Origin of the sequence: Allostigmatella hybrida (assembly GCF_020103775.1) — a bacterium.
GTDB classification, from domain to species: domain Bacteria; phylum Myxococcota; class Myxococcia; order Myxococcales; family Myxococcaceae; genus Hyalangium; species Hyalangium aurantiaca.
The window spans coordinates 22090-46308 of sequence record NZ_JAHXBH010000022.1 but is presented as its reverse complement, the minus strand read 5'-3'; the positions used below and the strand labels follow the sequence as shown (position 1 = coordinate 46308).

Annotated in this window: 19 protein-coding genes; 11 read left to right on the top strand and 8 right to left on the bottom strand. The window is 70.6% G+C overall.

Annotated elements, in window-relative coordinates; genetic code table 11:
• Positions 1 to 13: 13 nt before the first annotated feature.
• A complete protein-coding gene (locus KY661_RS26725) occupies positions 14 to 2842 on the bottom strand; it encodes a golvesin C-terminal-like domain-containing protein (RefSeq protein ID WP_225412919.1) in 2829 nt (942 codons plus the stop codon).
• A gap of 91 nt (positions 2843 to 2933) precedes the next feature.
• On the opposite strand from KY661_RS26725, the gene KY661_RS26720 reads away from it, so the two are divergent.
• Positions 2934 to 3614, top strand: coding sequence for a diacylglycerol kinase (locus tag KY661_RS26720; RefSeq protein ID WP_225412918.1), 681 nt, complete (start codon positions 2934 to 2936; stop codon positions 3612 to 3614).
• 100 nt (positions 3615 to 3714) lie between these two features.
• Here the strand turns inward: KY661_RS26720 and KY661_RS26715 are convergent, their stop codons facing one another.
• Entirely contained in the window at positions 3715 to 3918 is a 204-nt protein-coding gene (locus KY661_RS26715) for a hypothetical protein (protein WP_225412917.1), read from the bottom strand.
• Positions 3919 to 4244: 326 nt separating this feature from the next.
• Here KY661_RS26715 and KY661_RS26710 point away from each other — a divergent pair, with 326 nt between their 5' ends.
• The 5 genes from KY661_RS26710 (at position 4245) to KY661_RS26690 (ending at position 11032) form a co-directional block, all read left to right on the top strand.
• The gene (locus KY661_RS26710) at positions 4245 to 5840 is read left to right on the top strand and encodes an NAD(P)/FAD-dependent oxidoreductase (protein WP_075010310.1); all 1596 of its coding nucleotides are present in this window, start codon (positions 4245 to 4247) and stop codon (positions 5838 to 5840) included.
• Positions 5841 to 5855: 15 nt separating this feature from the next.
• The gene (locus KY661_RS26705; RefSeq protein WP_225412916.1) at positions 5856 to 6218 is read left to right on the top strand and encodes a hypothetical protein; all 363 of its coding nucleotides are present in this window, start codon (positions 5856 to 5858) and stop codon (positions 6216 to 6218) included.
• Between the two features lie 129 nt (positions 6219 to 6347).
• Entirely contained in the window at positions 6348 to 7487 is a 1140-nt protein-coding gene (locus KY661_RS26700; protein WP_225412915.1) for a class I SAM-dependent rRNA methyltransferase, read from the top strand.
• A 55-nt stretch (positions 7488 to 7542) separates the two neighbouring features.
• Positions 7543 to 9072, top strand: coding sequence for a 3'-5' exoribonuclease YhaM family protein (locus tag KY661_RS26695; protein ID WP_225412914.1), 1530 nt, complete (start codon positions 7543 to 7545; stop codon positions 9070 to 9072).
• 1 nt (position 9073) lies between these two features.
• Entirely contained in the window at positions 9074 to 11032 is a 1959-nt protein-coding gene (locus KY661_RS26690) for an HD domain-containing phosphohydrolase (protein WP_075010306.1), read from the top strand.
• On the opposite strand, the gene KY661_RS26685 is transcribed toward KY661_RS26690, so the two are convergent.
• The 3 genes from KY661_RS26685 to metG are packed head-to-tail and all read right to left on the bottom strand — an operon-like array spanning position 11033 to position 14909.
• Positions 11033 to 11809: a TatD family hydrolase gene (locus KY661_RS26685; protein ID WP_225412913.1), complete on the bottom strand. Its 777-nt coding sequence runs from the start codon at positions 11807 to 11809 to the stop codon at positions 11033 to 11035.
• Positions 11806 to 12777: a HEAT repeat domain-containing protein gene (locus tag KY661_RS26680; protein WP_225412912.1), complete on the bottom strand. Its 972-nt coding sequence runs from the start codon at positions 12775 to 12777 to the stop codon at positions 11806 to 11808. Before KY661_RS26680 ends, KY661_RS26685 begins: the two co-directional genes overlap by 4 nt.
• A 5-nt stretch (positions 12778 to 12782) precedes the next feature.
• A complete protein-coding gene (gene metG, locus KY661_RS26675; RefSeq protein ID WP_225412911.1) occupies positions 12783 to 14909 on the bottom strand; it encodes a methionine--tRNA ligase in 2127 nt (708 codons plus the stop codon).
• 121 nt (positions 14910 to 15030) lie between these two features.
• On the opposite strand from metG, the gene KY661_RS26670 reads away from it, so the two are divergent.
• Both KY661_RS26670 and KY661_RS26665 read left to right on the top strand, forming a co-directional pair.
• Positions 15031 to 15825 carry an NRDE family protein gene (locus KY661_RS26670; protein WP_225412910.1) on the top strand — a complete coding sequence of 265 codons (795 nt, stop codon included), beginning with the start codon at positions 15031 to 15033 and terminating at the stop codon, positions 15823 to 15825.
• Positions 15826 to 16079: 254 nt separating this feature from the next.
• The gene (locus KY661_RS26665) at positions 16080 to 16469 is read left to right on the top strand and encodes a response regulator (protein ID WP_225412909.1); all 390 of its coding nucleotides are present in this window, start codon (positions 16080 to 16082) and stop codon (positions 16467 to 16469) included.
• 34 nt (positions 16470 to 16503) lie between these two features.
• Here KY661_RS26665 and holA read toward each other — a convergent pair whose 3' ends face one another.
• Both holA and holB read right to left on the bottom strand, forming a co-directional pair.
• On the bottom strand, positions 16504 to 17823 hold the full coding sequence (gene holA / locus KY661_RS26660) for a DNA polymerase III subunit delta (RefSeq protein WP_225412908.1): 1320 nt from the start codon (positions 17821 to 17823) through the stop codon (positions 16504 to 16506).
• Positions 17820 to 18851, bottom strand: a complete 1032-nt coding sequence (gene holB / locus KY661_RS26655; protein ID WP_225412907.1) for a DNA polymerase III subunit delta' — start codon at positions 18849 to 18851, stop codon at positions 17820 to 17822. The genes holA and holB overlap by 4 nt, the downstream gene beginning before the upstream one ends.
• 124 nt (positions 18852 to 18975) lie before the next feature.
• Here holB and KY661_RS26650 point away from each other — a divergent pair, with 124 nt between their 5' ends.
• Positions 18976 to 20415 (top strand): cyclic nucleotide-binding domain-containing protein, encoded by a 1440-nt coding sequence (locus tag KY661_RS26650; RefSeq protein WP_225412906.1) that lies wholly within the window; start codon positions 18976 to 18978, stop codon positions 20413 to 20415.
• Positions 20416 to 20421: 6 nt separating this feature from the next.
• Here KY661_RS26650 and KY661_RS26645 read toward each other — a convergent pair whose 3' ends face one another.
• On the bottom strand, positions 20422 to 21423 hold the full coding sequence (locus KY661_RS26645; RefSeq protein ID WP_225412905.1) for a metallophosphoesterase: 1002 nt from the start codon (positions 21421 to 21423) through the stop codon (positions 20422 to 20424).
• 222 nt (positions 21424 to 21645) lie between these two features.
• Between KY661_RS26645 and KY661_RS26640 the strand changes: the two genes are divergently transcribed.
• Complete coding sequence (locus tag KY661_RS26640) at positions 21646 to 22611, top strand: hypothetical protein (RefSeq protein ID WP_225412904.1); 966 nt, start codon at positions 21646 to 21648, stop codon at positions 22609 to 22611.
• A gap of 257 nt (positions 22612 to 22868) precedes the next feature.
• On the top strand, positions 22869 to 24197 hold the full coding sequence (locus KY661_RS26635; RefSeq protein WP_225412903.1) for a hybrid sensor histidine kinase/response regulator: 1329 nt from the start codon (positions 22869 to 22871) through the stop codon (positions 24195 to 24197).
• The last annotated feature ends 22 nt before the right edge of the window (positions 24198 to 24219 follow it).

Sequence of the window (24219 nt, the reverse complement as noted above, 5' to 3'; positions counted from 1 at the left end):
TGCCGCACCCGAGTCAACGACTGGAATGCGGCGTGCGCCGGCGCGCTCGTTGGAGCTGCACAGTTACGAGCAGGCCCAACCACGCCATGAACACCGGAGCGGAGCCCGCGCCACAACCACAGCCCGTATCCGCTGCTTCGTAGGACTCTGGCACCTCGCCCACCACGTAAGGAGGCGGGAGCGGGTCGGGCGGCCGGACGTCATTGCCCGTGGCAGGGGTCCACTGGTTGGCCGGTCCCGGGTCAGGCAGCGGCGGCTCGTCGCCGGGCGGGGCCGGCTCCGTGGCGAGCAGCCCCGTGCGGGCCAGGAATGCGCCCATCACGTACTCCCGCCGCCAGGGGCTCACGATGCCTTCCAGGGGAATTCCCAGGAAGAGGACCTGTCCCCCTGGCGCCGAGGCCACTCCCGCCGGGAACTCCGTCCCGGCGTAGCGCAGCACGGGGAGCGCCCCACCGGCTGGGGCCAGCACGTCGGTCACTCCCACCGCCAGCCCACCTCGCGTCCCGTCATCGAGCGCCAGGTTCGTGGCCGGGGCGAGCCACTGTCCCGGCTGGCCCTCCACAAGGAGCGAGGAGGTGCCGCTGCCCACTGAGGCGCGGAGAATGTCCGCCAGGAAGGCCTGGTCCTCCGCGCTGCCCGCCAGGAGCTGGGAGGCGGCGTTGCTGCCCGAGAAGAGCAGGTGCCCTCCCTTGGACACGAAGTCGCGAAGCGCGACCTGCTCGTCCCGGGTGGGCGGCGCGCCCTTCACGCCCCCTCGGCCCGTGAACCAGTCCACGAGCCGGTAGCCCGTGAGGTTCGTCAGCTTCGCGGCAAAGGCTTCGTTCGTCGCGCTGTCGAAGGCCACCGCGTGCCGCGCCACCGCGGCGCCATGGCGCCGGATGGACGAGCCGTCGTTCATGGCCTCCAGCAACACGCGCACCGGGGAGCCGAGATCATACGGCGTCAGGTCCTCGGTGAGGTTCATGGTCGCGTCCAGCCGGTCGAAGGCGTTGATGATGAGCACCGGCGGCGCCTCGCCGGTCCGCACCCCCACCGTCTCCGAGGGGAAGGACTCTCCGCCCGCGTTCAACGCCGCCACCCGGAAGTAGCGCGTGGTGCCCGGGGGCAATGCCATGGTGAAGGCGGTTTCGGCCGTCTCGTGGCCCTCGTCCCAGCCCAGGCCGTCCTCGCTCTGGTAGACGCGGTACGCGGTGGCCGCGTGCCCTCCCACGTCATCGCTGTCCGTGGGGGAAGCCGCCCAGCGTACCTCCACGCCTCCTGCCCTGTTGAGCGCGGCCACCGCGGAGGGCGGCTCGGGCGGCAGGTGGACCGGCGCCCCATCCCGCTTCGCGAAGTACTTGATGAGCCCCTGCAGGATGGCGCGCGCCGCCACCCTCCGGAAGTCCGCTTCCCGCAGGTGCACCGCGTCCCGCTCCGAGTCGTGGTAGGCGATCTCCAGGAGCACCGAGGGCATCTCGGGGTTGTGGGCCGGGTTCACCTCGCCGAAGTAGGCCGAGCGCAGCTTCCGCGTCCGCCAGGGCGGGTCCACCACCACCGTGGCCTTGAGATCGTGGTCCAGCTCGTCCAGCAGCGCCTGGGCCATCACGTCGCTGCCGGGCACCCCCGTGAAGTTGAGCGTGCCGTCCACCGGGTTGGGGCCGTACACGTAGCCCTCCGTCCCGTAGCCGTTGCCCGTGCCCGAGGCGTTGGTGTGCCAGGCCACGTAGACGGCATCCTCGCCCTCCTCGTGGTCCCACGCCGCGAAGCGCGAGCGCGCGGTGACGTCGTCGTTGCGCTCGTTGCTCAGCCGGTTCGTGCCCGAGGGGGCGAACACCGAGGCGGGCGCCCCGCTGAACTGCGTGTGGTAGCGCGCGCACTCCTCATAGCGCGGCCGGGACACTGGCCCCATCTCCGCGTCGCCGATGAAGCCCGTGCCGCCGCCGAAGCGCACCGCGTCCAGGGACACGCTGCCCTGCGCCGTGGAGTCGTTGAGGGCCTGCACCGCCCCCTTCTCCGGCGACTGGCCCGCCTTGAAGTAGAAGCGCCCCAGCATCACCCAGGTGCCCCCGTGGCGGCGCTGGTTGATCCGGAAGTGGCTCTCGCCCCCCGCGTGCCGCACCACGAAGTGGGCGTCGTGCACGCGCGAGGGATCCGAGGTGTAGGCGATGTACACGTACCGCGCGCCGTCCTCCGGAATGTTCGGCACCCACGAGGCCGAGGCCGTCGCCTGGGCGGCGGCGGTCATCACCCGGCTGCCCCCGAGCTGGAAGGGCAGCACGTTGTTCGCCATGGGCGAGGGCGGAGGCCCCCACCCCGGCACCGGGGAGGTGCTGAACAGGCCCGGGTCCCCCTGCTCCGAGTAGCCCGGGTCCCCATTGTTGACGATGGCCATCCGCGGGTTGAGGTCCGGCTCCCGCACCGGCACCACCACGGCCCCCGCCCCCATCAGCATGGGCAGCAGGTACTGGTTGAGCGTCTCCGCGGAGACAAAATCCTCGACGACCCCGAACGTGTTGGGACGCTGGGTCGCCCAGCGCGCCAAGGGAGCGCTGCGGTAGAAGCCGTGCCCGGGGCTCAGGTAGATCGTCTTCCCGGACAGCGCCCCGCCGTGCACCCGGGTCTGGGGCACCCCCGAACGCGTGCCCATGCCGGAGTCCCGCAGCTCCCGGCGGACGAGCGCCGGTTCTCTGTCCGTCCAGGGCGCAGCCTCGTGGGCGCGGGGCCCGGGCCGGGGGACGTAAACGCGGCCCGGGGGATCCAGGCCACAGTCGAGGGGATCTTCCAGGGGAACCTGGGCGGCCGCGACGGTGGGAAGCAGCAGGAGCGCAAGGACGGGACCATGCCCGGAACGGAGGCGTGCCATGATGGGGCCGGACCATAGGCGCCCGCTTCCCCATACGCGAGCACGGCGGTATTCCCGTTCCCGGTGTTAGTCTGCCCGTCCTCCAAGCGCGATGACCCACCCCCACCCGCCTCGCCCCCAATTCCCACACCGTGGCGCCGCTGGCCTGCTGGCCTCGTTCCACCATGCGTGGAAGGGCCTCATCCACACTGTCGTCTACCAGCGCAACATGCGCGTCCACCTGGTCTCCGGTGTGCTCGTGGGGCTGGTGGGCAGCGGCATTCCCCTGGGGCTCGCCGAGAAGGTGACGCTCATCTTCTGCGTGCTGCTCATCTTCTTCGCGGAGATCCTCAACAGCGCGCTCGAGCACCTGGTGGATCTCGCCGTCCAGCAGTTCGACGAGAAGGCCCGCCTGGCCAAGGACGCCGCCGCCGCCGGGGTGATGGTGCTCGCCCTGGGCACGGTGGTCATCTTCGCCGCGCTGCTCGTGCACAACTGGGGCACGGTGCTGACGAGCGGGCCGCAGATCGCCCGGCAGGTGAAGCTGGGACTGCCCTTCACCGCGTGCGTCACCCTGCTCGTGCTGCCCCAGGCGCGCCCGGCCTGGGTGGACTGGCTCGCCTTCCTGGGCGCCGGGGGGCTCATCGCCTTTCAGGCCACGGAGACCGCCAGCTCGGTGTTCTCCACGCTGACCGCCGGGCTGCTCGTGGTGGCGGGGGCCGCGGCGCGCGAGCGCAGGCGAGAGGCCGCGCATAAAAAAACCGGCGGCGCGCCGGTTGCTCACCACTCGTGAGGGTTGGCACCGCACCGGTGCCCGGTGCCCAGAGCGGGTGGGAACCCCGAAACCAGTCCGGAGCCCACTTGCCCGCCAGGGTTGCCTGCAGTCTACCGGGTCAGACGCGGGGCTGGAAGCCCGGGCTCACCTCGGAGGCCGCCGGGGGTATGTCCTGCTTGGCATTGCTCTTGAGGTCATCGGTGACCATGTCCAGCAGCTCCGTGGCGATGCCGATGACTTGCTGCGGCGTATAACCGCTTGCGCGCAGCTGCGCGTAGAACGTGTGCGCCAGGATGCGGGGGCCCTTCTGGTCGGTGCTCAAGGAACTGCCTCCAAGAGAGAGGGGGGGCTGGGGAAGTCGTCCCTCCCCGCTTCTTCAACCCTCATGCCAACAGTTGGTTGCAAGACGGATTCCCCCGGGATTCCTCATTGGCTGCGGTGGGTTAAGAGAAGCCAGGGCGTTTTCCGGGTTCTCCCGGGTGCGAAGCCCGCTTCGCATTCCCACCAGGGGTCCGGGGGATGCGGCCCCTGGGTGCATAACGGGGTACACACCTGAAGCAGGGCCGCACGCTCCCCCGTGTTTCCAAGGACTTGCATTGCCCCCGGCGGCCAGGACAGATACAGGCCCCGCGCAGGAGACCAACACATATGGCGTACCGGGTGAACAACATCGGGCTGTGGCTGGACGAGCCGGAGGAGCTGCTCGGCCAGCGTGCGGCGGAGAAGCTGGGGGTGACCCGGTCCGATCTCGCGTCGGTGCGTGTGGTGCGCTCGGTGCTGGATGCCCGCAAGAAGGGCAGCCCTCGCTACATCTATACGCTCGAAGTCACCCTCGCCCCGGGCCGTCCCCCGCCCCGCCTCCCGCCGGATGTGGGCGAGGCCCCGGCCCTGCCCGAGCCGCTGCCCCGGGTGAAGGAGCCCGAGCGCTGGCCGCTCATCATCGGCACCGGGCCTGCGGGCCTCTTCTGCGCCCTGGGGCTCCTGGAGCGCGGGGTGCGCAGCATCCTGCTGGAGCGAGGGCGCGAGGTGGTGACGCGCCGCAAGGACGTGGCGAAGCTGATGCGCGATGGCACGCTCCACCCGGAGAGCAACATGAACTTCGGCGAGGGCGGCGCCGGGGCCTACACGGACGGCAAGCTCTCCACGCGCATCAACCACCCCATGGTGCGCAAGGTCATCGAGACGTTCGCCCAGTACGGCGCGCCGGACCACATCCTCATCGAGGGCAAGCCGCACATCGGCTCGGACCTGCTGCCGGGCGCGGTGGCGCGCATCCGCGACATGCTCATCGCCGGCGGGTGCCAGGTGCTCTTCGAGCACAAGGTGGAGGACCTGCTCTACCGGGATGGCCGGGTGGCGGGGCTGAAGCTGGTGGATGGGCGCACGCTGGAGAGCGACCGGGTGGTGCTGGCGCCGGGCAACTCGGCGCGCGAGCTGTACGAGCGCTTCGCGGCGGACAAGCACGTGAGCGTGGAGGCCAAGCCCTTCGCCCTGGGCTTCCGGGCCGAGCACCCGCAGGGGCTCATCAACAGCATCCAGTACGGCAGCGCGGCGAAGAACCCCCGCCTGCCCCCGGCCGACTACAAGCTGGCCGAGAACCTGGATGTGGACGGCGAGGTGCGCGGCATCTACTCGTTCTGCATGTGCCCCGGCGGCATCGTGGTGCCCACGCCCACCGAGGACGGCCAGCAGTGCACCAACGGCATGAGCAACTCGCGCCGCAACGCGAAGTTCGCCAACTCCGGCATCGTCGTCACCGTGTCCGTGCAGGACTTCGAGCGCGAGGGCTTCCACGGCCCGCTCGCGGGGCTGGAGTTCCAGCGCCACTGGGAGCAGAAGGCCTATGCGCTGGGCGGCGGGAAGTTCTTCGCCCCCGCGCAGACCATCCCGGACTACCTCGCTGGCCGGGCCAAGAAGGACCCCGGGGACACCAGCTACCGGCCCGGCATCGTCAAGACGGACCTCAACGTCCTGTTCCCCGCCCGCCTCACCGAGTCCATCAAGCAGGCCCTGCGCGCCTTCGACCGGAAGATGCGCGGCTTCAACAGCGACGAGGGCAAGCTCATCGGCATCGAGAGCCGCACCAGCTCCCCGCTGCGCATCACCCGCGGCGAGAACCTGCAGTCCGTGTCGCTCAAGGGCCTGTACCCCGTGGGCGAGGGCTGCGGCTACGCGGGGGGCATCGTCTCCTCGGCCATTGATGGACTGCGGGCCGCTGAGCAGATTGCCTCGGAGCTGACCTAGCGAGGAGAGAAGCCCATGCGCTACCGCGTACGGACCCCGGATGGGGAATTGGATTACCCTGACCTCCTGGCCCTGGAGCAGGCCTACGTGCAAGGGCTCGTCGAGCCGCAGGACGAGGTGCGCGAGGAGGGCAGCGCCCTGTGGCGCAAGGCCGATAGCCTGCCCGTCCTGGTGCGCGCCCGGCGCGCGGCCCCCAAGCCCTGGGCCCGCTCCCAGGCCCTGACGATTGGCGTCGTGGTGCTGCTGTCGGCCGTGGCCCTGGAGTTGATGCGGCGCGGCGCGGGGATGATGCCGGTGCTCGCCATCGCCCTCATCGTGGCCGCGGTGCTCACCCGGGTGACGCTCAAGGCCTTCCGGCGGCCCCCACCCTCCACCTGACGCTCCCTCCCCTGCCCTCCAGCGCGGCGGCGCGGCGCTTGCCGCAAGCGGCCGCGGGCGCCCCCATGTTGTTGTCCAGCGGGCATTTCGCCCCCAGGACCGCCATGGCGCGGCAAACGGAGGACGGCTTTGCTCAACACCTACCTGTCCCGAGAAGCAGCGCAGAAATTGCGGCACGGTGCGTTCTGGCTCCGCCGGGAAGACATCCTCTCCATGGACGGCACGCCCACGGCCGGCGAGCCCACCCAGCTCCGGGACGAGGATGGACAGGTGCTCGGCCTGGGAGATGTGGACCTGGAGTCCTCCTATGCCGTGCGCCGCCTCGGGTTGCCCGAGGAGAGCGCCGAGGGGCTCATCCCCCGCCACGTCCGCCACGCGATGGAGCGCCGCGCGCGCCTGCTGGATGACCCGCGCTTCTGCCGTCTGGTGAACGACGACGGCGACGGCCTGCCCGGCCTCATCGTGGACCGGTATGACGCGCACTTCGTCGTCCAGACGCTCACGCGCGCCATGGATGCGCGGCTGGAGGAAATCACCCGCGCCATCGTGGAGGTGGCCGGCGCCAGCTCGGTGCTCCTGCGCAACGACTCGCCCCGGCGCAAGCAGCTGGGGCTCGCCCCGCAGCGGCCCCACGTCCTCTATGGCACCCCGCCCCGCTGGTGCCGCCTGCTGGAGCTGGGCGCGCGCTTCACCGTGGACCTCACGTACGGCCAGAACACCGGCTACCACTATGACCAGCGCGAGCTGCGCCGGTTCCTCGCGCGGCTGTCCAACGGGGCCCGGGTGTTGGATCCCTGCTGCAACGTGGGCGGGCTCTTCGTCCACGCGGGCATGCACGGGGCACGGCAGATCCTCGCCTTCGACGGCAACGCGGACGCGGCGGACCTGGCCCGCGAGAACGCCGAGGCCAATGGCCTGCTCGGACGGGTCAAGGTGGAGCGGGGCGCGTGCCTGTCCGTGCTCCGGGGCACGCAGGACACGTTCGACTTGGTGCTGCTCGACACCCAGGATGTCGCCTCCGGCGAGTCCTTCGTGGAACACGTCCGCCTGGCCCTCAACCGGACGCGGCACGGGGGCCGCCTGCTCCTGGCGGGCTACCACCCCCCGCTGGCCCGGGGCTCCTTCGAGGAGCTGGTGGCGGAGTCCTGCGAGCGCGAGCAGCGGCTCGCGTTCCGGCTGGCCCGGTTCGGCCTGCCGCCCGACCACCCCCTGCCGGTGAACAGCCCGGGGGCCGAGTACCTGAGCGCGATGGCCCTCGAAGTGAATTGACCCCCCATCATGGACCGCACTCCCGGCAGCGGGGGTGGTAGTGTCCGCGCCCACGATGACGACCGACAATTCCGCTGGTACTCCCGCCCCCACCTCCGAGGGCGGTTCCGTCGAGACCGTTCGCAAGGTGTACGCGAAGGATCTGCGCGAGAAGGACCGCGTCCACACCGTTTTCCGCGTCACCCAGAAGAGCAAGGTGACGGCGCGCAGTGGCAAGGTGTTCCTCTCGCTGGTGCTCGGGGACAAGAGCGGCGAGATGGATGCCCGCATCTTCGACAAGGTGGACACCTTCGAGCCTGCTTTCGCCATTGGCGACCACATCCTCGTCCAGGGCCACATCATCAGCTTCCACGGGAAGACCCAGCTGGTGGTGGAGGCCCTGGAGCGCCTGGATCCGGGCCCGCTGGACATGGCCGAGTTCGAGCCGCCCCCGGCCCCGCCCGCCGCCGAGGCCCCCGCCGAGGGGGCCCCTGCGGACAAGGCCCCGGAGAAGCCCGCGCAGGCCGCGGACAAGCGCGAGGACGGCGCGTCCGAGAAGCGCCCGCCCCGCGAGGACGGCGCCAACATCGGCGCCCGCGCCGTGGGACAGATCCGCGAGATCATCACCGAGCGGGTGAATGACTCCTACGTGAAGCAGCTGCTGCTGGCGTTCCTGGATGATCCCCAGCTCGCCGCGAACCTGCCCATCGCGCCCGCCGGCAAGGGCGTGCACCACGCCTACCGGGGGGGCCTGGCCGAGCACCTGCTGTCGGTGATGCGCTTGACGCTGCGCGTCGCGGACCACTACCCCATGGCGGACCGGGACCTGCTGCTGGCGGGCGCCCTGCTGCACGACGTGATGAAGGTGGCGGAGATCTCTCCGGAGAAGGGCTTCGACTACACCGACGAGGGCAAGCTGGTGGGCCACCTGGTGATGTCGGCGCAGAAGATCCGGGAGAAGACCCTGGCCATTCCCGGCTTCCCGCCCCTGCTCGAGCAGCACCTCACCCACCTGGTGCTCGCCCACCACGGCAAGCTGGAGTACGGCTCGCCCAAGCTGCCCATGACGATCGAGGCGTACATCGTCCACGCGCTCGACACACTCGACTCCCGGATCGCCTCCTGGCTGGAGGCCATGGCGCGCGACCCGAACGACAAGTGGACCGAGCCGCTCAAGCTCTACGAGCAGCGCCAGCTCTGGAAGGGCCCCGCGCCCACCGCGCGCGGCAAGTCGCCGGTGGAGGGCCGCCGCAAGACGCGTGAGGAGCGCCGCAAGGGCAAGGGCTCCGGAAGCCCCGCCCCCCAGGGCCAGGCCACCCCGGGTGGCACCGAGGCCGCCGCCCCCGCCCCGCGCAAGGAGCGTCCGCCCCGGGAAGGCCGTCCGCCCCGCGAGGAGCGGGCCCCCCGCGAGGACCGTCCGCCCCGTGAGGGCCGTCCCCCCCGCGAGGACCGTGCGCCGCGCGAGGAGCGTCCGCCCCGGCCGCCCCGCGACCCGAACAACCTGCCCCAGGAGCTCACCTTCAAGCCGTTCAGCGCGTTGACGACCCTGGCCCCCGCCGAGGGCTCGCAGAGCAAGTCCGAGGACAACGGCCCCACGGAAGGGTGACATGGCCAAGCGGCTCGGAGAACGCCTGATCGAGGCCGGCCTCGTCACCGCCGAGGCCGTGAGCAAGGCCCTCGACCACCAGAAGATCACCGGCCACAAGCTCGGGGACTGTCTGGTGGAGCTGGGCCTGCTCCAGGAAGCCGCCCTGCTGCGCTTCCTGGCCACCGAGTTCCAGACGCGCTTTGTCTCCGCGGAGAAGCTGTCCAAGGCGAAGATCGCCACGGCGGTGCTGGACCGCATCCCCGTGCGGATGGCCGAGTCCAACAACGTCCTGCCGCTGGCGTACGACACGGAGCGCAAGCTGCTCTCCATCGTCGCGGCGGAGCCTCAGAACAAGGCGATGATGGAGGAGATCGCCCTCGTCACCGGCGTCTCCGAGGTCTACGCCTTCGTGGGGCTGCGCAGCGCCATCGCCGCGGCCATCCGCAAGTACTACTACGGAGACCCCACGGCCTTCACCGCGCTGGAATCGGGCAATGCCCAGGTCCAGCGCGCGGATGTGTCCGCCATGGCCGGGGCCTACGAGGCCACGGGCAGCGGCAGCCGGAGCGCCCCGATTTCACAGCTCCGGTTCGAGACGGATCCGGGCTCGCGCACGCCGCGCGCCGCGGGCTCGCAGCTGCTGCGGATGACCACGCAGATGCGCGACATGGTGGGCGCCACGCGCTCGTCCATCGCCGAGAGCGACTTCGTCGAGACGCTGAATGTCCTGGTGAGCCTGCTGGAGCAGGAGCGGTCCCACCACCGGGGCCACTCGACCCAGCTGGCCCGGCAGGCCTCCATCGTGGGCAAGCGCATGGGCATCGCGCCCAAGGAGCTGACCGCGCTGGCCATCGCCGCCTACCTGCATGACCTGGGCAAGTCCCACGAGCGCCACCACACCCTGGCCAGCAACGCGGCCGCCGCGAACTGGAAGGAGGAGGCCAAGCGCCTGTGCCGCGCCCCCTCCCGCCTCTTCGAGACGGTGAACCTGCCGCCCATGGTGAACACCCTGCTCTCCCAGCTCTACGAGGCCTATGACGGCTCGGGCGTTCCGCTGGGCACCAAGGGCGAGGACATCGTCCTGGGCGCGCGCATCCTCTCCACCGTGGACAGCTTCCTGGACCTGACGAAGAACCCGGGCAACGCCTACGGCAAGGTGCTCACCAAGGCCCAGGCGCTGGACCACCTGCGCAAGAACGCCGGCGTCCTCTACGATCCCATCGTGGCGGACATCGTCGGGCAGGTGCAGAGCGGCGAGCTGCTGCGCCACCGCATCGTCCAGGACGGGCGGCAGGTGCTCATCGCCGAGTCCGACGAGGCCATCCGCACGGACATGCTGGAGTCGGTACTCCGGCAGGGGCTGGTGGTGTATGCCTTCTCCACGCTGGAGGGCGCGCTCGACGGGCTGGCCAACAAGGAGTGTGACGTGCTCGTGGTGAGCCTGCGCTTCGGGCTGCCCGAGATCCTCTCCCTGCTCCAGTACGCGCGCGGCACGCCGGAGGGCGCGGGCCTGCCCATCCTCGTGCTCGGCGAGCCGGACAACTCCTCGCGCGAGCGGCTGCTCATGGCCGGTGCCACGGCGGTGCAGTCGCCCGCGGACACGGACGCGGCGTCGAAGACGGTCCGCCAGTTCCAGGAGGACCGCATCCTCCACAACGGCCCGGCGCGCGTGGTGCGGGGCAGCTATGACGAGTTGCCCCTGCTGGAGCTGCTCAAGACGCTCGCCAGCGGACGCAAGTCCGGGCGGCTCCTGCTGCGCCACCACTCGTTCGAGGGCTACCTGCACCTGGAGCGCGGGCGCATCGTCTACGCCGCCTACGCCGGCCAGGCCGGGGAGTCCGCCATGCACGCGCTCCTGCAAATCAAGCAGGCGGAGTTCCAGTACGATCCTGACGCGCTGCTGCTGGACATGCCCCACCTCGACAAGGATCTCGAAGGGGTGACCAAGGAGCTCGTCACCCGCCGCGCCTCGGCGTAGCTACGGCAGGCGGAGCCCGAACAGCCCCACCGTGGCCGCCGTGGTGGCCGCGGCCAGCTCCTCCACCGGCAGCCCCTTCAGCTCCGCCACCTTGCGCGCCGTCTCCACCACGTGCGCGGGCTCGTTCTTCCGGCCCCGGTAGGGCACCGGCGCCAGGAAGGGGCTGTCCGTCTCCACCATCAGCCGGTCCACCGGCGTGAAGCGCACCGCGTCCTGGAGCGCCTCCGTCTTCTTGTACGTCACCACGCCCGACAGGGAGATGTGGAAGCCCAGGTCCAGGTAGCGGCGCGCCGCGGTGGTGTCCCCGGTGAAGCAGTGGATGACGCCCCGGTGCAGCCCCTCTTCCCGGAGGATGGCCTCACAGTCCTCGTGCGCATCCCGCACGTGCACCACGAGCGGCTTGCCCAGCGACCGCGCCAGCGCGCACTGGCGGCGGAACACCGCGGCCTGCACCTCCCGGGGCGACCGGTCGTAGTAGTAGTCCAGCCCTGCCTCGCCCACCGCGAGCACTTCGGGCCGGGCGCAGGTGCGCTCCAGGTGGGCGAAGTCCGCCTCGGTGGCCCGGGCGGCCTCGTGGGGGTGGATGCCCAGCGTGGGCGACAGGAAGTCCGGGTAGGCCGCGGCCACCTCCAGCGCGTTGCCCCAGTCCCCGGGGCCCTGGAACTGGCCCACCACCATGGCGTGCACCACCCCGGCGGCCCGGGCGCGCTCCAGCACGGGCGTCACCTCCGCGAAGTCCGCGCTCTCCAGGTGGCAATGGGCGTCGATCAATTTCATGGCATCTCCTGCAACAGTTCGTCGAGCTCCGCGCGCACCTCCGGCGAGGTGAACGAGGCAGCGGCGGCCCGCACGCGTGCCTGCCCCTCGGGCAGTCCCAGCCGCCAGAGCCCCTCGGCCGCATCCAGCCGGAAGTCCTCCGGCGCGCCCGGGTCCTCCAGCAGGGCCAGCAGCCACGGCAGCGCCGCGGGCTCCCCCAGGCGGCCCAGGCCCCGCGCCGCTGCACCCCGGCACGGGTCCTTCGGCGACTCCAGGATGGCCTTCAGCCGCTCCAGGGCGTTGGGGATCTTCACCTCGCCGCACAGCTCCACCGCGAGGGCCCGGTCCGTGCTCCAGCGCTTCTGGAGGCGCTTCACCAGCCACTCCACCCCTTCGGTGTCTCCCAGCTTGGCGAGGACGCCCGCGGCCTGGGTCCTCTCGAACGGAGACAGGAGCCAGCGGCGGAACAGCTTCTTCACGGCGGGCAGCGCCCGGGGGTCCTCCAGCTCCGCGAGCGCCCCCAGGGCCCGGAAGCGCAGGCTCTCGTTGTCCAGCGCCTCCACGAGCACGTCCAGCCCCGCGCTGTGCTTCAGCGAGGCCATGCCCCGCGCCGCCTCGAAGCGAATCTCCGGCACGGCATCCTGCAGCATGGGCGCCAGCGCGCCGCGAACCTCCGGCAGCGCCAGGTCCGCCAGCCGCCCCACCGCCTCTAGGCGCGCCCCCACGTCCAGATCCGACAGGCGCGCCGACAGAGTGTCGATCAGCTCCCCCTGCGGAAGCACGAGCGTGGCCAGGCCCAGGCCTGAGCGGCGCACCTCGCCCTGGGCATCGGCCAGCAGCCGCGTGAGCACCCCGGCGAACTCGGGGGCCCGCCCGGCCTCCTCCGCGGCCAGCTGGAACAGGAGGTCCGCCGCATCGGCGCGAACCGCTGGACTCTTCTCCCGCTCCAGCACCAGGAGCGCGCGATCCCGCTCGGCCCGCCAGTCCATGGGGCTCACTTCACCTCGGAGCCGGGCGGCAGCTCGCCCGGATCCAGCAGGGACAGGCTCTTGCCCCCGGGCCCCGCGGTCAGCAGCATCCCACGGGACTCGATGCCCTTGAGCTTCCGGGGCTTGAGGTTGGTCACCACCACCACCCGGCGGCCCGTCACCTGCTCCGGCGTGTACGCCTCGGCGATGCCCGACACGATGGTGCGCGGCGACTCCTCCCCCACGTCCACGGACAGCTTCAGGAGCCGGTCCGCGTCCGGCACGCGCTCACACGCCAGGATGCGGCCCACCTTGAGGACCACCTTGGCGAAGTCCGCGTATTCGATCTCCCCGGAGCCCGCAGGCGCCGCGCCAGCCCCCGCCCCCGCCGAGGCCTGCGTGACGGGCACCTCGGCCGGCTTCTTCGCGGCCTTGTCCGCCTTCTTCTCGCCCTTCTTGGGCGCCTCGGTGGTGGCGGCCGCCTGGATGGGCGCTCCGGCCGGGGCGGTGATGATGGCGTTGACGCGCTCCTCCTCCAGCCGGGGCAGGAGCGGCTCCGGGGTGCCAATGGGCCGGCTCCGGTCCAGCAGCGGGTAGCGGGCCGTCTCCAGCCCGGCGAAGGTGAGCGGCGGCGCCCCGAGCTGCGCGAAGAGCCGGTCCGTCACGCGGGGGATGACGGGCGTGAGCAGCGCGCCCAGCAGGTAGACGATGTCGGCGGCATCCGAGAGGTCCGCGCGGGCCCCTTCCGCGTCCGTCTTCACCTTGGCCCAGGGGGCCTGCGTCTGGAGGAAGGCGTTGGCGTTCTGGGAGATCTCCACGATGACCCGGATGGCGTTGCGGTACTCCAGCTTCTCGAAGGACTCGCGCACCTCGGGCACCCGGGCGAGCGCCGCCTCCACGAGCGCCTTGCCCGCGCCGTCCGCGCCGGGCGCGAGCCGCTTCTCCAGCGGCCCCGCCAGCATCGTCAGGGCGCGGTTGGCGAGGTTGCCCACGTTGTTGACCAGCTCGCCGTTGACGCGCAGGCGGAAGTCTTTGAGCGACAAGTCAAAGTCCTCCGGCCCCGGGCCCAGGCTCGCCGCGTAGAAGAAGCGCAGGTAGCTGGGATCCAACTTGTCGAGGTAGTCCCGCGCGGGGATCAGCGTGCCGCGCGTCTTGGACATCTTCTCGCCGTTCACGGTGAGGTGGCCGTGGACCTTCACCTCGTCCGGCCCGTGCAGCCCGGCGACCTTCAGCACCGCGGGCCAGAACAGGGCGTGGAAGTAGACGATGTCCTTGCCGATGAAGTGGACGATGCGGGTGTTGCTCTCCGGCCCCCAGTAGTCCAGGGCGCTCTGGGCCTTGCCCGTCTCCTGGGCCCACTTCTCCGTGGTGGCGATGTACCCGATGGGCGCATCCAGCCAGACGTAGAAGTACTTGTCCGTCTCGCCCGGGATGGCGAAGCCGAAGTACGGCCCGTCCCGGCTGATGTCCCAGTCGGCCAGGCCCTTCTCGAAGAAACCCTGGAGCTGGGTGGCCAACCCCTGGTGGAGGAAGCCCGGCCTGCGCAGCAGCTCGCGCAGGAAGGCCTCGTGGCGCGACAGCTTGAAGAACAGGTGCGCGGAGCGCTTGCGCACCGGGGGGTTGCCGCACAGCGAGCAGTGCGGATCCACCAGGTCCGTGGGGCTGTAGGCCTTGCCGCACTTCTCGCACGAGTCGCCGTACTGGTCCTTCGCCTTGCAGTTGGGGCAGGTACCCTTGATGAACCGGTCCGGAAGGAAGCGCTTGTCGTGCTCGCAGTAGGTCTGCTCGATGTCGCGCCGCTCGATGTCCCCCTTCTCCTTGAGCCGCCCGTAGATGAGCTCCGCGTAGGCCTTGTTCTCGGGCGAGTGCGTCGAGTGAAAGTAGTCGACGCTGACGTCGAAGTCCTCGAAGTCCTTGCGGTGCAGCTCAGCCCACCGGGCCACGAACTCCTCGGGCTTGAGGCCCTGCTTGGCCGCGTTCAACTCGATGGGGGTGCCGTGGGTGTCGTCCGCGCAGAAGTAGACGACGTTCTTGCCGCACGAGCGGAGGAAACGCACATAGATGTCGGTCTGGACGTACTCGACGACGTGCCCGATGTGGATGGGGCCGTTCGCGTAGGGCAGCGCGCTGGTGACGAGGATCTTCTCCGCCATGAACTGAACTCTCCTGGAGGGCGGCGGACTGTAGCCGCTGGAATGTCCAAGGTCATCGGTGCTGGTGAGGCCCCCCATGCAAAGAGCAAAGCGGGGGGGTGGATGTTATGGACCCGATACGATGTGCACCCTCGTCATCCTCCACCACGTCCACCCCGAGTGGCCCCTGCTGCTGGCCGCCAACCGGGACGAGCTCTACGCGCGCCCCTCCGCGCCCGCCCAGTTCCTCGCCGGGCCGCGCCTGCTCGTGGCCGGGCTCGATGACGTCCGGGGGGGCACGTGGATGGGCGTCACCGAGGGCGGCTTCTTCGTGGGACTCACCAACCAGCCCGCCGGGCCCGCCCGGCTCCCGGCGCCCGCCTCCCGGGGCGAGGTGGTGGCGGAGGCCCTGCGGCGGGGAAGCCTGGAGGCCGTCGAGCGGTACCTGGAGGGACTGAACCCCGCGGACTTCGGCCCCTTCAACCTCCTCTATGGAGACACCCAGCGGCTGCGGGTGGCCTACGCGCGCCCCACCGCCGGGCGGCTCACCTTCGGGGACGTGCCCCCGGGCATCCACGTCCTGCCCAACGACGTGCTCGACGCGCCCCACCTGCCCAAGGTGGCCCGGGCCCGCGGGCTGGCGGAGGCCTCCGCGCGCCGCGCAGGGCCTGGCCTCGTGGACGGGCTCCAGCACCTGCTGGCCGACCACGCCCTGCCCTCTCTCGAACAGATGCCCGAGCCCCCGGCCGTGACGGGCATGAACCGGGAGCAGGCCCGCCCCTACCAGGCGCTCTGCATCCACACGCCGCACTACGGGACGCGCTCCTCGGCCATCGTCGCCCTGGCCCCGGGCCGCCCCGCGCGCTTCCTCGCCTCCGATGGCCCGCCTTGCCAGCATGGCTTTCGCGAACTCGAAATCCCGCCTTCCAGGGCATGAGGGGAAGTCTCCCCCACACCCCTGGGGGCTGGGCCCCGCATACCCACGAGAGTCCAACAAGACCCCGACTTGGCGCTCCCCAACACGGCCAACAGGGTTTAACGTGAAGGTCCTCGGAATCCACCGCGCTCTCGGGGAGCGTGGTCAGACTCATGAGTCTCCGGCGACCCCTGATTCTTGCTGGTTTTCCCAGGGAGACATGGTGGCACGCGGATTGCTCAAAAGACGCACCGCAGTGGTGAGTCCCTCTACCCATGGCCAAAATCCTGATCGTCGATGATGAAGTGCAAGTCGCCAGCGCGCTCCGGCGATTGTTCCGGCGGGAAGGCTTTGCCGTCGAGGTTGCCCTCAACGGCGAGGAAGCCCTCGAAAAGCTCACCACCTTCCAGGCCGACCTGGTCATCTCCGACTTCCGGATGAAGGGAATGAACGGCGCCGAGCTCCTGGAGCGCGTGCTGCGCGTCTGCCCCCAGGCGGTGCGCATCCTCCTGTCGGGCCACGCGGACCTGTGGAGCAGCACCCCCTCCTCGGCCGCCCAGGCCGTCTCCCACTTCATCAGCAAGCCGTGGGATGACGACCACCTCGTGGCCCGGGTCCGGACCCTTCTCGGGGGTCAGCAGTCACCTACCACGTCCAGCGCTTGACCCACCCCCTCCGAGTCTCCTGCGACCCGCCCCGTCAAGCGGGCCGGGCGCAGAGGCTCCAGAGCAGCCGCTCGATGACCAGCTTGCCGTTGGCAGAGGACTTCAGCTCCAGGTCCGCGTCCGCGCAGGCCATCAGCGCCCGGAGCAGCTCCCGGCGCTCGTAGCGCGCCGCGGCCTGCATGCTGAGGAACGCGGCCCAGGGGTGCGGGGCGCGGCCCTTGGCCCCCTTCACCTCTTGTTCAATCTTCGGGAAGAGCCGGGCCTTGAAGTCGTCAAAGGAGCGCGGCACCGTGCCCTGGGCGTAGAGGCTCAGCCGCTCGCGGTTCTCCAGCAGCCCCCGGACGATGGAGGCCACCGCCCCCAACAGTTGCAGCGCGTGCGTGCCCTGCCCCAGCGCGTCCTCGGTGTAGTCCAGCGCGCCGCGCAGATCCCGCTTCTGCACCGCCTCGGACAGCGCGAAGAACTCCTCCTCGCGCGCCTGGTGGACCAGCAGCGCCACGTCGGCGGCCTCGATGGTGGCGCCGTTCGCGTAGATGGCCAGCTTCTCCAGCTCCGACTGGAGCAGCCGGATGTTGCCACCCACCCGCTCCTTGAGCTGCTCCAGCGCCCCGGGGCCCAGCTTCTTCTTGAAGGGCGCCAGGAACTCCCGGGAGATCTCCGACAGGTCCAGGTCCTTGTGGCGCGCGGCCACCTTGCGCTCGATGAGCCGGCCCTCGTCCTTGGCGAACTTGAGCAGCGGGCTCTTCGCATCGATGTCCGAGGCGGCCAGCACCAGCGCATGCCCTGGGGGCAGCCCCTTCTGGAGCAGCTCCAGCAGCGCCGAGGCGTCCCCTTCTGGCGCGGAAACGCGCTCCTCGCGGCAGAACGCGGCGGCCTCCTTGAGGAACGCCACGTCCACCTCCGCCAAGTCCACGTCCAGCTCCGACTTCCAGTCCTCCACGGACGGCGCCCCCGAGGCCCCCGGGTCGAGCTGATCCACGCCCCAGCCGGCCCGCGCCGCCAGCGCCAGCAACCGCCGGGCGCCCTCCTTGCGCTTGCCCGCCTTCCACGCCTCGCGCGCCTTGCCCAGCGCGTCCCCCCGGCCCTTCTTGGGCGCCAGGAACTCCGGGTCCCGCACCAGCACCACCTTGCGGCCCGGGAACAGCGGCAGCGTGGCCAGCTCCTGGGCCACCTCCCGGGGCGAGGCCGCATCCAGCACCGCGTGGTTCAGCCCCATGGCCGCATCCGGCACGAGCGCCTTCACCAGCTCGTCGGCGCCCTTGCGCACCAGGAACTCCTCGCCCCACAGCAGGTACAGCGGCGCCACCTTGCCCGCCTTCACCTGGGCCAGCACCTCGTCCAACTCGCTGCTCACCGGACCTCCCGCATCAGCATCTCCAGCAGCATCCGCTCCAGCTGGAGCCTCGGGGCCCCATTGCGGTGAATCGCCGCCAGCGCGCGCTCCACGAGCGCATGGCGCCGGTGCAGCTCCGTCTCGTGGGTGCGGGCGGCCACCTCGCGCGCCAGCTCCCCCATGTCCATGTTCGCCAGGCCCCCCACCCCCGCCTTCACCCGGGCCACGTCCCGCGTCCACAGGGAGAGCAGCGTCAGGGCCTGCTCGGCCTCCTCGCGGCTTGCCCCGTACTCCTCCGCGAAGCGCATCAGCGGCAGCGCGTTGTCCGGCCGCAGAGCCTCGAAGCGGGTGAGGATGTCCTTGCGCTGGGTGAGCACCTCCAGGTCCAGGCTCAGCGCGCGCCCCAGGCTGCCACCGGCCATCACTGCGGCGAGCGCGGCGGTGGGCGGATCCAACTTCCGCTCCTGCTGCACGCGCTGGGCGACCAGATCCACCGGCAGCGGGCCGAAGTGCACCTTGCCGCAGCGGCTGCGGATGGTGGGCAGCAGCCGGTCCACCGCCGAGGCCACCAGGATGAGGGTGGTGTCGGAGGGGGGCTCCTCCAGCGTCTTGAGGAAGGCGTTCTGCGCCTGCACGTTCATCGTCTGCGCCGAGACGATGAGCGCCACCTTGCGGCGGGACTCCAGGCCGCGCAGCGACAGGCGCTCCTGCAGCCCGCGGATCTGCTCCACGCGGATCTCTCGGCTGGGCGTGCCGGTGAAGTCCGAGCGCCCCGCGAGCCCCCGCGCCACCCGCTCCTCGTCCGGCATGACCCACGTCACGTCCGGGTGGAGCCCCTTGAGGATGCGGGTGCAGCTGGCGCATGTCCCACATCCCACCCCAGGCTGCTCCGGACAGGTGAGCGCCTGGGCCAGCCCCACCGCCGCCCGCTCCTTGCCCACGCCTTCCGGCCCAGCGAACAGGTAGGCGTGGTGCACCGAGCCGCTGCGCAAGGCCGCCTGGAGTGCATCCACCGCACGGGGTTGTCCCACCACCGAGGCCAACGTCATGGGGCGTGTATCCCCGCTCGGGGTGCAGGCGTCAACCGCCACCTTGACCCGCGAGGAGCCGCTCGGCCAGAGTTTCCGGGCCTTGCTTCCCTTCCTGCAGAGTAATCTCTCCCTGGTTGCCGGTGTGGTGTTGGCCCTGCTGCTCGCGGGGGCCCGGGCGCTCAGCGCCGACAAGGACTTCCGGCGAGACTTGCAGGGCGCCATCCGCTTCCTGCTGGCGTTCCTGACCTGCCGCCTCGCGGCGTGGGCCCTGCCCAGCACGGTGCCCGAGACCGCGCAGAAGCTCGTCCAGGTGGCGTGGATGCTCACCTTCACCTTCGGTGTCATCCGCACCGGGGTGGCGGTGGCGCTGAAGGTAATCCGCCTGCGCTCCCCGGTGGCCATCCCGAAGATTCTCCGGGATGTCATCGACTTCGTGCTCTATGGGCTGGCGGCGCTGCCCATCGTCCAGTCCCAGCTCGACCTGAACCTGGGCGGGCTGCTGGCCACCTCCGCGGTGCTCTCGGTGGTCATCGGTCTGGCGCTCCAGGAGACGCTGGGCAACCTGTTCGCGGGCCTGTCGCTGCAGCTCGAGCGGCCTTACCAGGTGGGAGACATCATCCGCATTGGCGAGCACGCGGGGCGCGTGGTGCAGATTGGCTGGCGCGCCACGCGCATCTCCACCTTCCGGTGCGAGAGCGTCACCCTGCCCAACAGCATGGTGGCCAAGGAGGTGGTGCGGAACTTCTCCTATGGCTACGTGCCCATCGGCGCCGACATCTTCGTCAGCCTGTCGCGGGACACGCCCCCCAACACGGTGAAGGCCGTGGTGCTGGACGTGCTCCGGGAGATTCCCCTCATCCTGAAGACGCCCGAGCCCCAGTGCCGCACGTGGGGATACGAGGGCGCGTCCATCCGCTATCAAATCCGCTACTGGGTGTCGGACTTCAGCCAGGCCGACAACGCCATGGAGCAGATCTACACGCAGCTCTGGTACCGGCTGCGGCGCGAGCGCATCGAGCTTCCCATCCCCCAGCAGACCGTGCACATGCGCCAGGGCGCCCTGGAGCACATGGAGGTCTCCCGCGACACGGTGCTGGAGCTGCTCAAGGCGGTGGACCTGTTCTCGGTGCTGGACTCGCGCGAGCTGGAGCAGCTCCACCAGGACCTGGTGGCCCGGCGCTTCGGCAAGGGCGAGACCATCATCCAGGAGGGCGAGGCGGGGCACACCTTCTACCTGGTGGCCACCGGCGAGGTGTCCGTGCGCGCCGGCAAGGCGCAGGCAGAGGTGGCGCGGCTGCAGTGCGGCCAGACCATCGGCGAGATGTCCCTGCTCACGGGCGAGCCGCGCGCCGCCACGGTGGTGGCCCTGGAGGACTCGGTGCTGCTGGAGCTGGACCGGCCCGCCTTCGCGCGCATGTTCGCCTCCAACCCGGGCCTGGCGCACCGGCTCTCGGCGCTCCTGGCGCAGCGCCGCACCCAGCTGCGCGCGGTGGCCGCCCACAACGGCGGCCCCATGGATTCCACCCCCGAGGCAGGCCGCATCCTCGACCGGCTGCGGCACATCTTCGGAATCACCGGTTAGCGCGGCTCAACGCCCCGGGGCGGCCTTGCCAGGCGCGGGCGGGGCCACCTCCGGCTTCGACGCGGGGACCAGCAGGCTCACCCGGCCCTCGGGGTAGAGCGCGGTGAGCCGCTCCCCGCGGATCTCCAGCGCCGCGAGGTGCCGGCCGTAATAGGTGCTCAGGCCCGTGTCGATGAGCACCGCGCGCCCTCCGAACCGCACGCCGATGCGCCCATCCTGCGTGGGCGTGTGGCCCATCACCATCCGCCGCGCGCCAAAGCGCGTGAGCACCGCCTCCAGCCCCGGCCCCCACACCGCCTCGTCCTCCCGCGCATAGCCCCGGAACCACAGCGGGCCCCGCGGGTCCGTGCCCCCGCCCGGCGCCCCGCCCGGAAAGAGCTCCTGGCGCGTCCAGCGGTTCAGCTCCCCGAGCGTCTTCGCCGGCACCTCCGGGTGCAGCCCGCCATGCAGGAAGAGCGTGCCGTCGATGCGCACCACCGCGGGGTGCGTGCGCAGCCACCGGCCATAGCGCCCCTCCAGGCCATAGGCCGCCTGGTGCCCGGCGAGCCCCTTGGGAGCCCCAGGCGCATCGGGCGTGGCCGATTGATCCGCGAACGACGCCAGCTCCTCGGGGGTGACGTAGCGCAGGTCTCCGCGCATGTTCATCACCTCGTGGTTGCCCAGCAGCAGGTGCACGCGGCCCCCGGCGGCGAGCGCCTCGCGCTCCAGCCGCATCAGCAGCTCGAACGCCTCGCGCGTCCCCGCCCCCCGGTCCGCGATGTCCCCTGTCTGCACCAGGTGCGCCTTCCCACCGCTCCAGTGGCCCTGGGCATCGAGCAGCCCCGCGAAGCGCAGCACCTCCTTCAGCGCCTCCACGTCCCCGTGCACATCCCCCACCGCCACCACCCGCTCCACGCCCGAGAAGGTGTCCTCCGCCGCCTTCTCCGGGCGCGCGGGCGCCGCCGCGCCCAGCAGCGAGGCCAGCATCAGGACGCACAACGTGCGCGTCATCGGTACCCAGGCAGACATGTCTTTCCTGTCCAGAAGTAGGAGGTAAAAATTTTCAACCCAAGCACAACACCTTACATTCAACGGCCCTACCGCCGGATGTTCACCAGCCTCCGTTTCGATCATTCACCAGTCATCGATTGGAGGGGCAAGCAACCGTTGGGCCTTCCCCCAATTACAGGAAAGACAGCACTTTGCCCTCGATACGGACGCCGGTGAACGGCGCTGTCGAGGGGACGACATATGGATACGAGCTCGATCGGTGACGCCCGGGGGTTCTGCTCCAACGGGGGGAGATGGCCTCAACCCAGACTGCTCCTGTCGACCCTGTGGCTGCTGGGCGCCATGGCCTGTGGCACCGAGGAGCTGGCCGCCGAGCCCGGCGCGCCCGCGGAGAGGCACCAGTCCCTCAACTTCGCCAATGGCCTGTCCGCCAATGGCCTTTCCGCCAATGGCCTTTCCGCCAATGGCCTTTCCGCCAATGGCCTTTCCGCCAATGGCCTTTCCTCGGAGAGCTTCCGGGCGTGGTTCACCCACGCGCCGGCCCATGCGGACATGGTGATGCAGTACGTGGTGCGCTGCGCGGTGCCCGAGGGGCAGACCCGGACCTATACCCCGCCCTCTTCCACGCAGACCTACACCTGGCAGGGCGGGCTGGGACTCACGCCGGGATGGGCCGGCGGCCAGCCCATCTCCCTGGCCGAGCAGCAGCTGCTCACCGCCTGCCTGGCCGCCCACGTGAACAAGTACGGGGTGTCCATCCTCATCTCCGTGCTGGGCAAGACGGCCACGGGCCAGAGCATTCCCTACACGGCCACGGAGATTCAGGACTACGCCATCCAGGAGGGCTGCTTCTTCGGCAACATCTTCACCGGCCAGGGCATCTTCTACGGCAACGACTCGCACCTGCTGAAGGACAAGGAGACCTCGGCGCGCGCCTGCGTGCTCTCGTCGGATCACCCCGAGTCGATGAACGCGTGTTCGCCCATGGTCTACACCGGCCCGTGCGAGCAGCTCTGCACCCGGGAGCCCCACGCGCCCTTCTACACCGCATGCACCTGGAAGGGCGTCACCTACCGCCCCATCACCACCCGCATCCACCCGGACGACGTCTACAAGTGCGGGGACGGGGTGTGCCAGTTCACCGAGTCCTGCGGCCAGGGCACCACCGCCAACAGCTGCGAAAAAGACTGTGGCCGCTGCCCCTGAGGCCCCCCCGCTTCGGCGAAGGGTGCAAATCCCCACACACGCGCAGTTATCCGGGGATTCCATCGATTTCGCGTTGAAATAATCGAATTAAGCAGACACTTCTCTCTTCAGAGCCGTCACAATACGTCTGTCTTGCCAATCCTGGGCGATGGGGGCGTCCCGGAGGGCTACCGCGCCAGGCGGAGCCCATGGTCTTTCCCCCTGGGGGGGTTGTCCATGAGCTGCGTTCCATCCTGTACCGGCGAGGAGGCCTGACCATGAATCTCTCCTCGGACCTATCGCCGCGGCGGATCCTCGTCATCGACGACAATCCCTCCATCCACCAGGACTTCCAGAAGATCCTCACCCCCCCGGCCGAGCGCGCCTCGCTGAACGCGCTGGAGTCCGCGCTGTTCGGCGCCGTGCCCATGCGCAGCGCGGCCCCCGCCTACCCCTTCGAGGTGGACTCGGCCTCCCAGGGCGAGGAGGGGCTGCAGCGGGTGCGGGAGGCCCGGCGCGACGGGCAACGCTACGCGGTGGCCTTCGTGGACGTGCGCATGCCGCCGGGCATCGACGGGGTGGAGACCACCGCGCGGCTGTGGGAGGAGGACGAGGATGTGCAGGTGGTGCTCTGCACGGCCTACTCGGACTACTCCTGGGAAGAGACGCGGCAGCGGCTGGGCGCCACGCAACGCCTGCTCATCCTGCGCAAGCCCTTCGACAACATCGAGGTGCGCCAGATGGCCCAAGCGCTCACGGAGAAGTGGGAGCTGGCCCAGCAGAACCGGTGCCGGATGAAGGACCTGAACCAGGCAGTGCTCGCCCGGACGCGCGAGCTGGAGACCGCGCACGCGCGGCTGCGCCAGGAGATGGAGGACCGGGCGCGGCTGGAGGCCCGGCTCGCCCACGTGCAGCGCCTGGAGGCCCTGGGGCGGCTGGCTGCGGGGCTGGCCCATGAGGTCAGCGGCCCCCTGGGCTTCGTGGGCGTCAACCTCAGCTACATCCGCGAGGGACTGGAGACGCTGGCGGCGGGCAAGCCGCTGGAGGAGCCGGCGGATCTGATGGAGGCGTGCCGGGACGCGCTGCTGGGCACCGACCGCATCAAGCACATCGTCCAGGACGTGAAGCTCTTTGCCCGCGCGGACCGCAAGCCGGGCACCCCGGTGGACGTGCGCCGGGTGCTGGAGCAGTCCATCGCCATGGCGGGGGACCTGCTGGGCTCGCGCGTGCGGCTGGTGCGGGACTTCCACGAGGTGTCCCCCGTGTGGGCCAGCGAGCACGGCCTGGGCCAGGTGTTCCACAACCTGCTGGTGAACGCCGCGCACGCGCTGCCCGAGTCCCACCCCGAGCCCTGGGTCCGCGTCGCCACGCGCCAGCAAGGCCCGCAGGTGGTGGTGGAAATTCAGGACAACGGCAGCGGCATCGCCCCGGAGAACCTGGGCCGCATCTTCGAGCCCTTCTTCACCACCAAGCCGGTGGGGCTGGGCACCGGGCTGGGCCTGTCCATCTGCCACGGCATCATCACCGGCTTTGGCGGCAACATCACCGTGGACAGCATCCCCAGCCGGGGGACCACCTTCCGGATCCAGCTGCCCTTGCCTCCCTAACCCGTCTGGGGCCCGGCGCGTG

Coding starts and splice junctions, on each gene's coding strand:
- holB (WP_225412907.1), bottom strand. CDS start 18,851: ATGACGTTGGCCTCGGTGGTGGGACAACCCCGTGCGGTGGATGCACTC.
- KY661_RS26695 (WP_225412914.1), top strand. CDS start 7,543: ATGACGACCGACAATTCCGCTGGTACTCCCGCCCCCACCTCCGAGGGC.
- KY661_RS26710 (WP_075010310.1), top strand. CDS start 4,245: ATGGCGTACCGGGTGAACAACATCGGGCTGTGGCTGGACGAGCCGGAG.
- KY661_RS26705 (WP_225412916.1), top strand. CDS start 5,856: ATGCGCTACCGCGTACGGACCCCGGATGGGGAATTGGATTACCCTGAC.
- KY661_RS26680 (WP_225412912.1), bottom strand. CDS start 12,777: ATGGACTGGCGGGCCGAGCGGGATCGCGCGCTCCTGGTGCTGGAGCGG.
- KY661_RS26685 (WP_225412913.1), bottom strand. CDS start 11,809: ATGAAATTGATCGACGCCCATTGCCACCTGGAGAGCGCGGACTTCGCG.
- KY661_RS26665 (WP_225412909.1), top strand. CDS start 16,080: ATGGCCAAAATCCTGATCGTCGATGATGAAGTGCAAGTCGCCAGCGCG.
- metG (WP_225412911.1), bottom strand. CDS start 14,909: ATGGCGGAGAAGATCCTCGTCACCAGCGCGCTGCCCTACGCGAACGGC.
- KY661_RS26640 (WP_225412904.1), top strand. CDS start 21,646: ATGGATACGAGCTCGATCGGTGACGCCCGGGGGTTCTGCTCCAACGGG.
- KY661_RS26725 (WP_225412919.1), bottom strand. CDS start 2,842: ATGGCACGCCTCCGTTCCGGGCATGGTCCCGTCCTTGCGCTCCTGCTG.
- KY661_RS26635 (WP_225412903.1), top strand. CDS start 22,869: ATGAATCTCTCCTCGGACCTATCGCCGCGGCGGATCCTCGTCATCGAC.
- KY661_RS26645 (WP_225412905.1), bottom strand. CDS start 21,423: ATGTCTGCCTGGGTACCGATGACGCGCACGTTGTGCGTCCTGATGCTG.
- KY661_RS26690 (WP_075010306.1), top strand. CDS start 9,074: ATGGCCAAGCGGCTCGGAGAACGCCTGATCGAGGCCGGCCTCGTCACC.
- KY661_RS26720 (WP_225412918.1), top strand. CDS start 2,934: ATGACCCACCCCCACCCGCCTCGCCCCCAATTCCCACACCGTGGCGCC.
- KY661_RS26670 (WP_225412910.1), top strand. CDS start 15,031: ATGTGCACCCTCGTCATCCTCCACCACGTCCACCCCGAGTGGCCCCTG.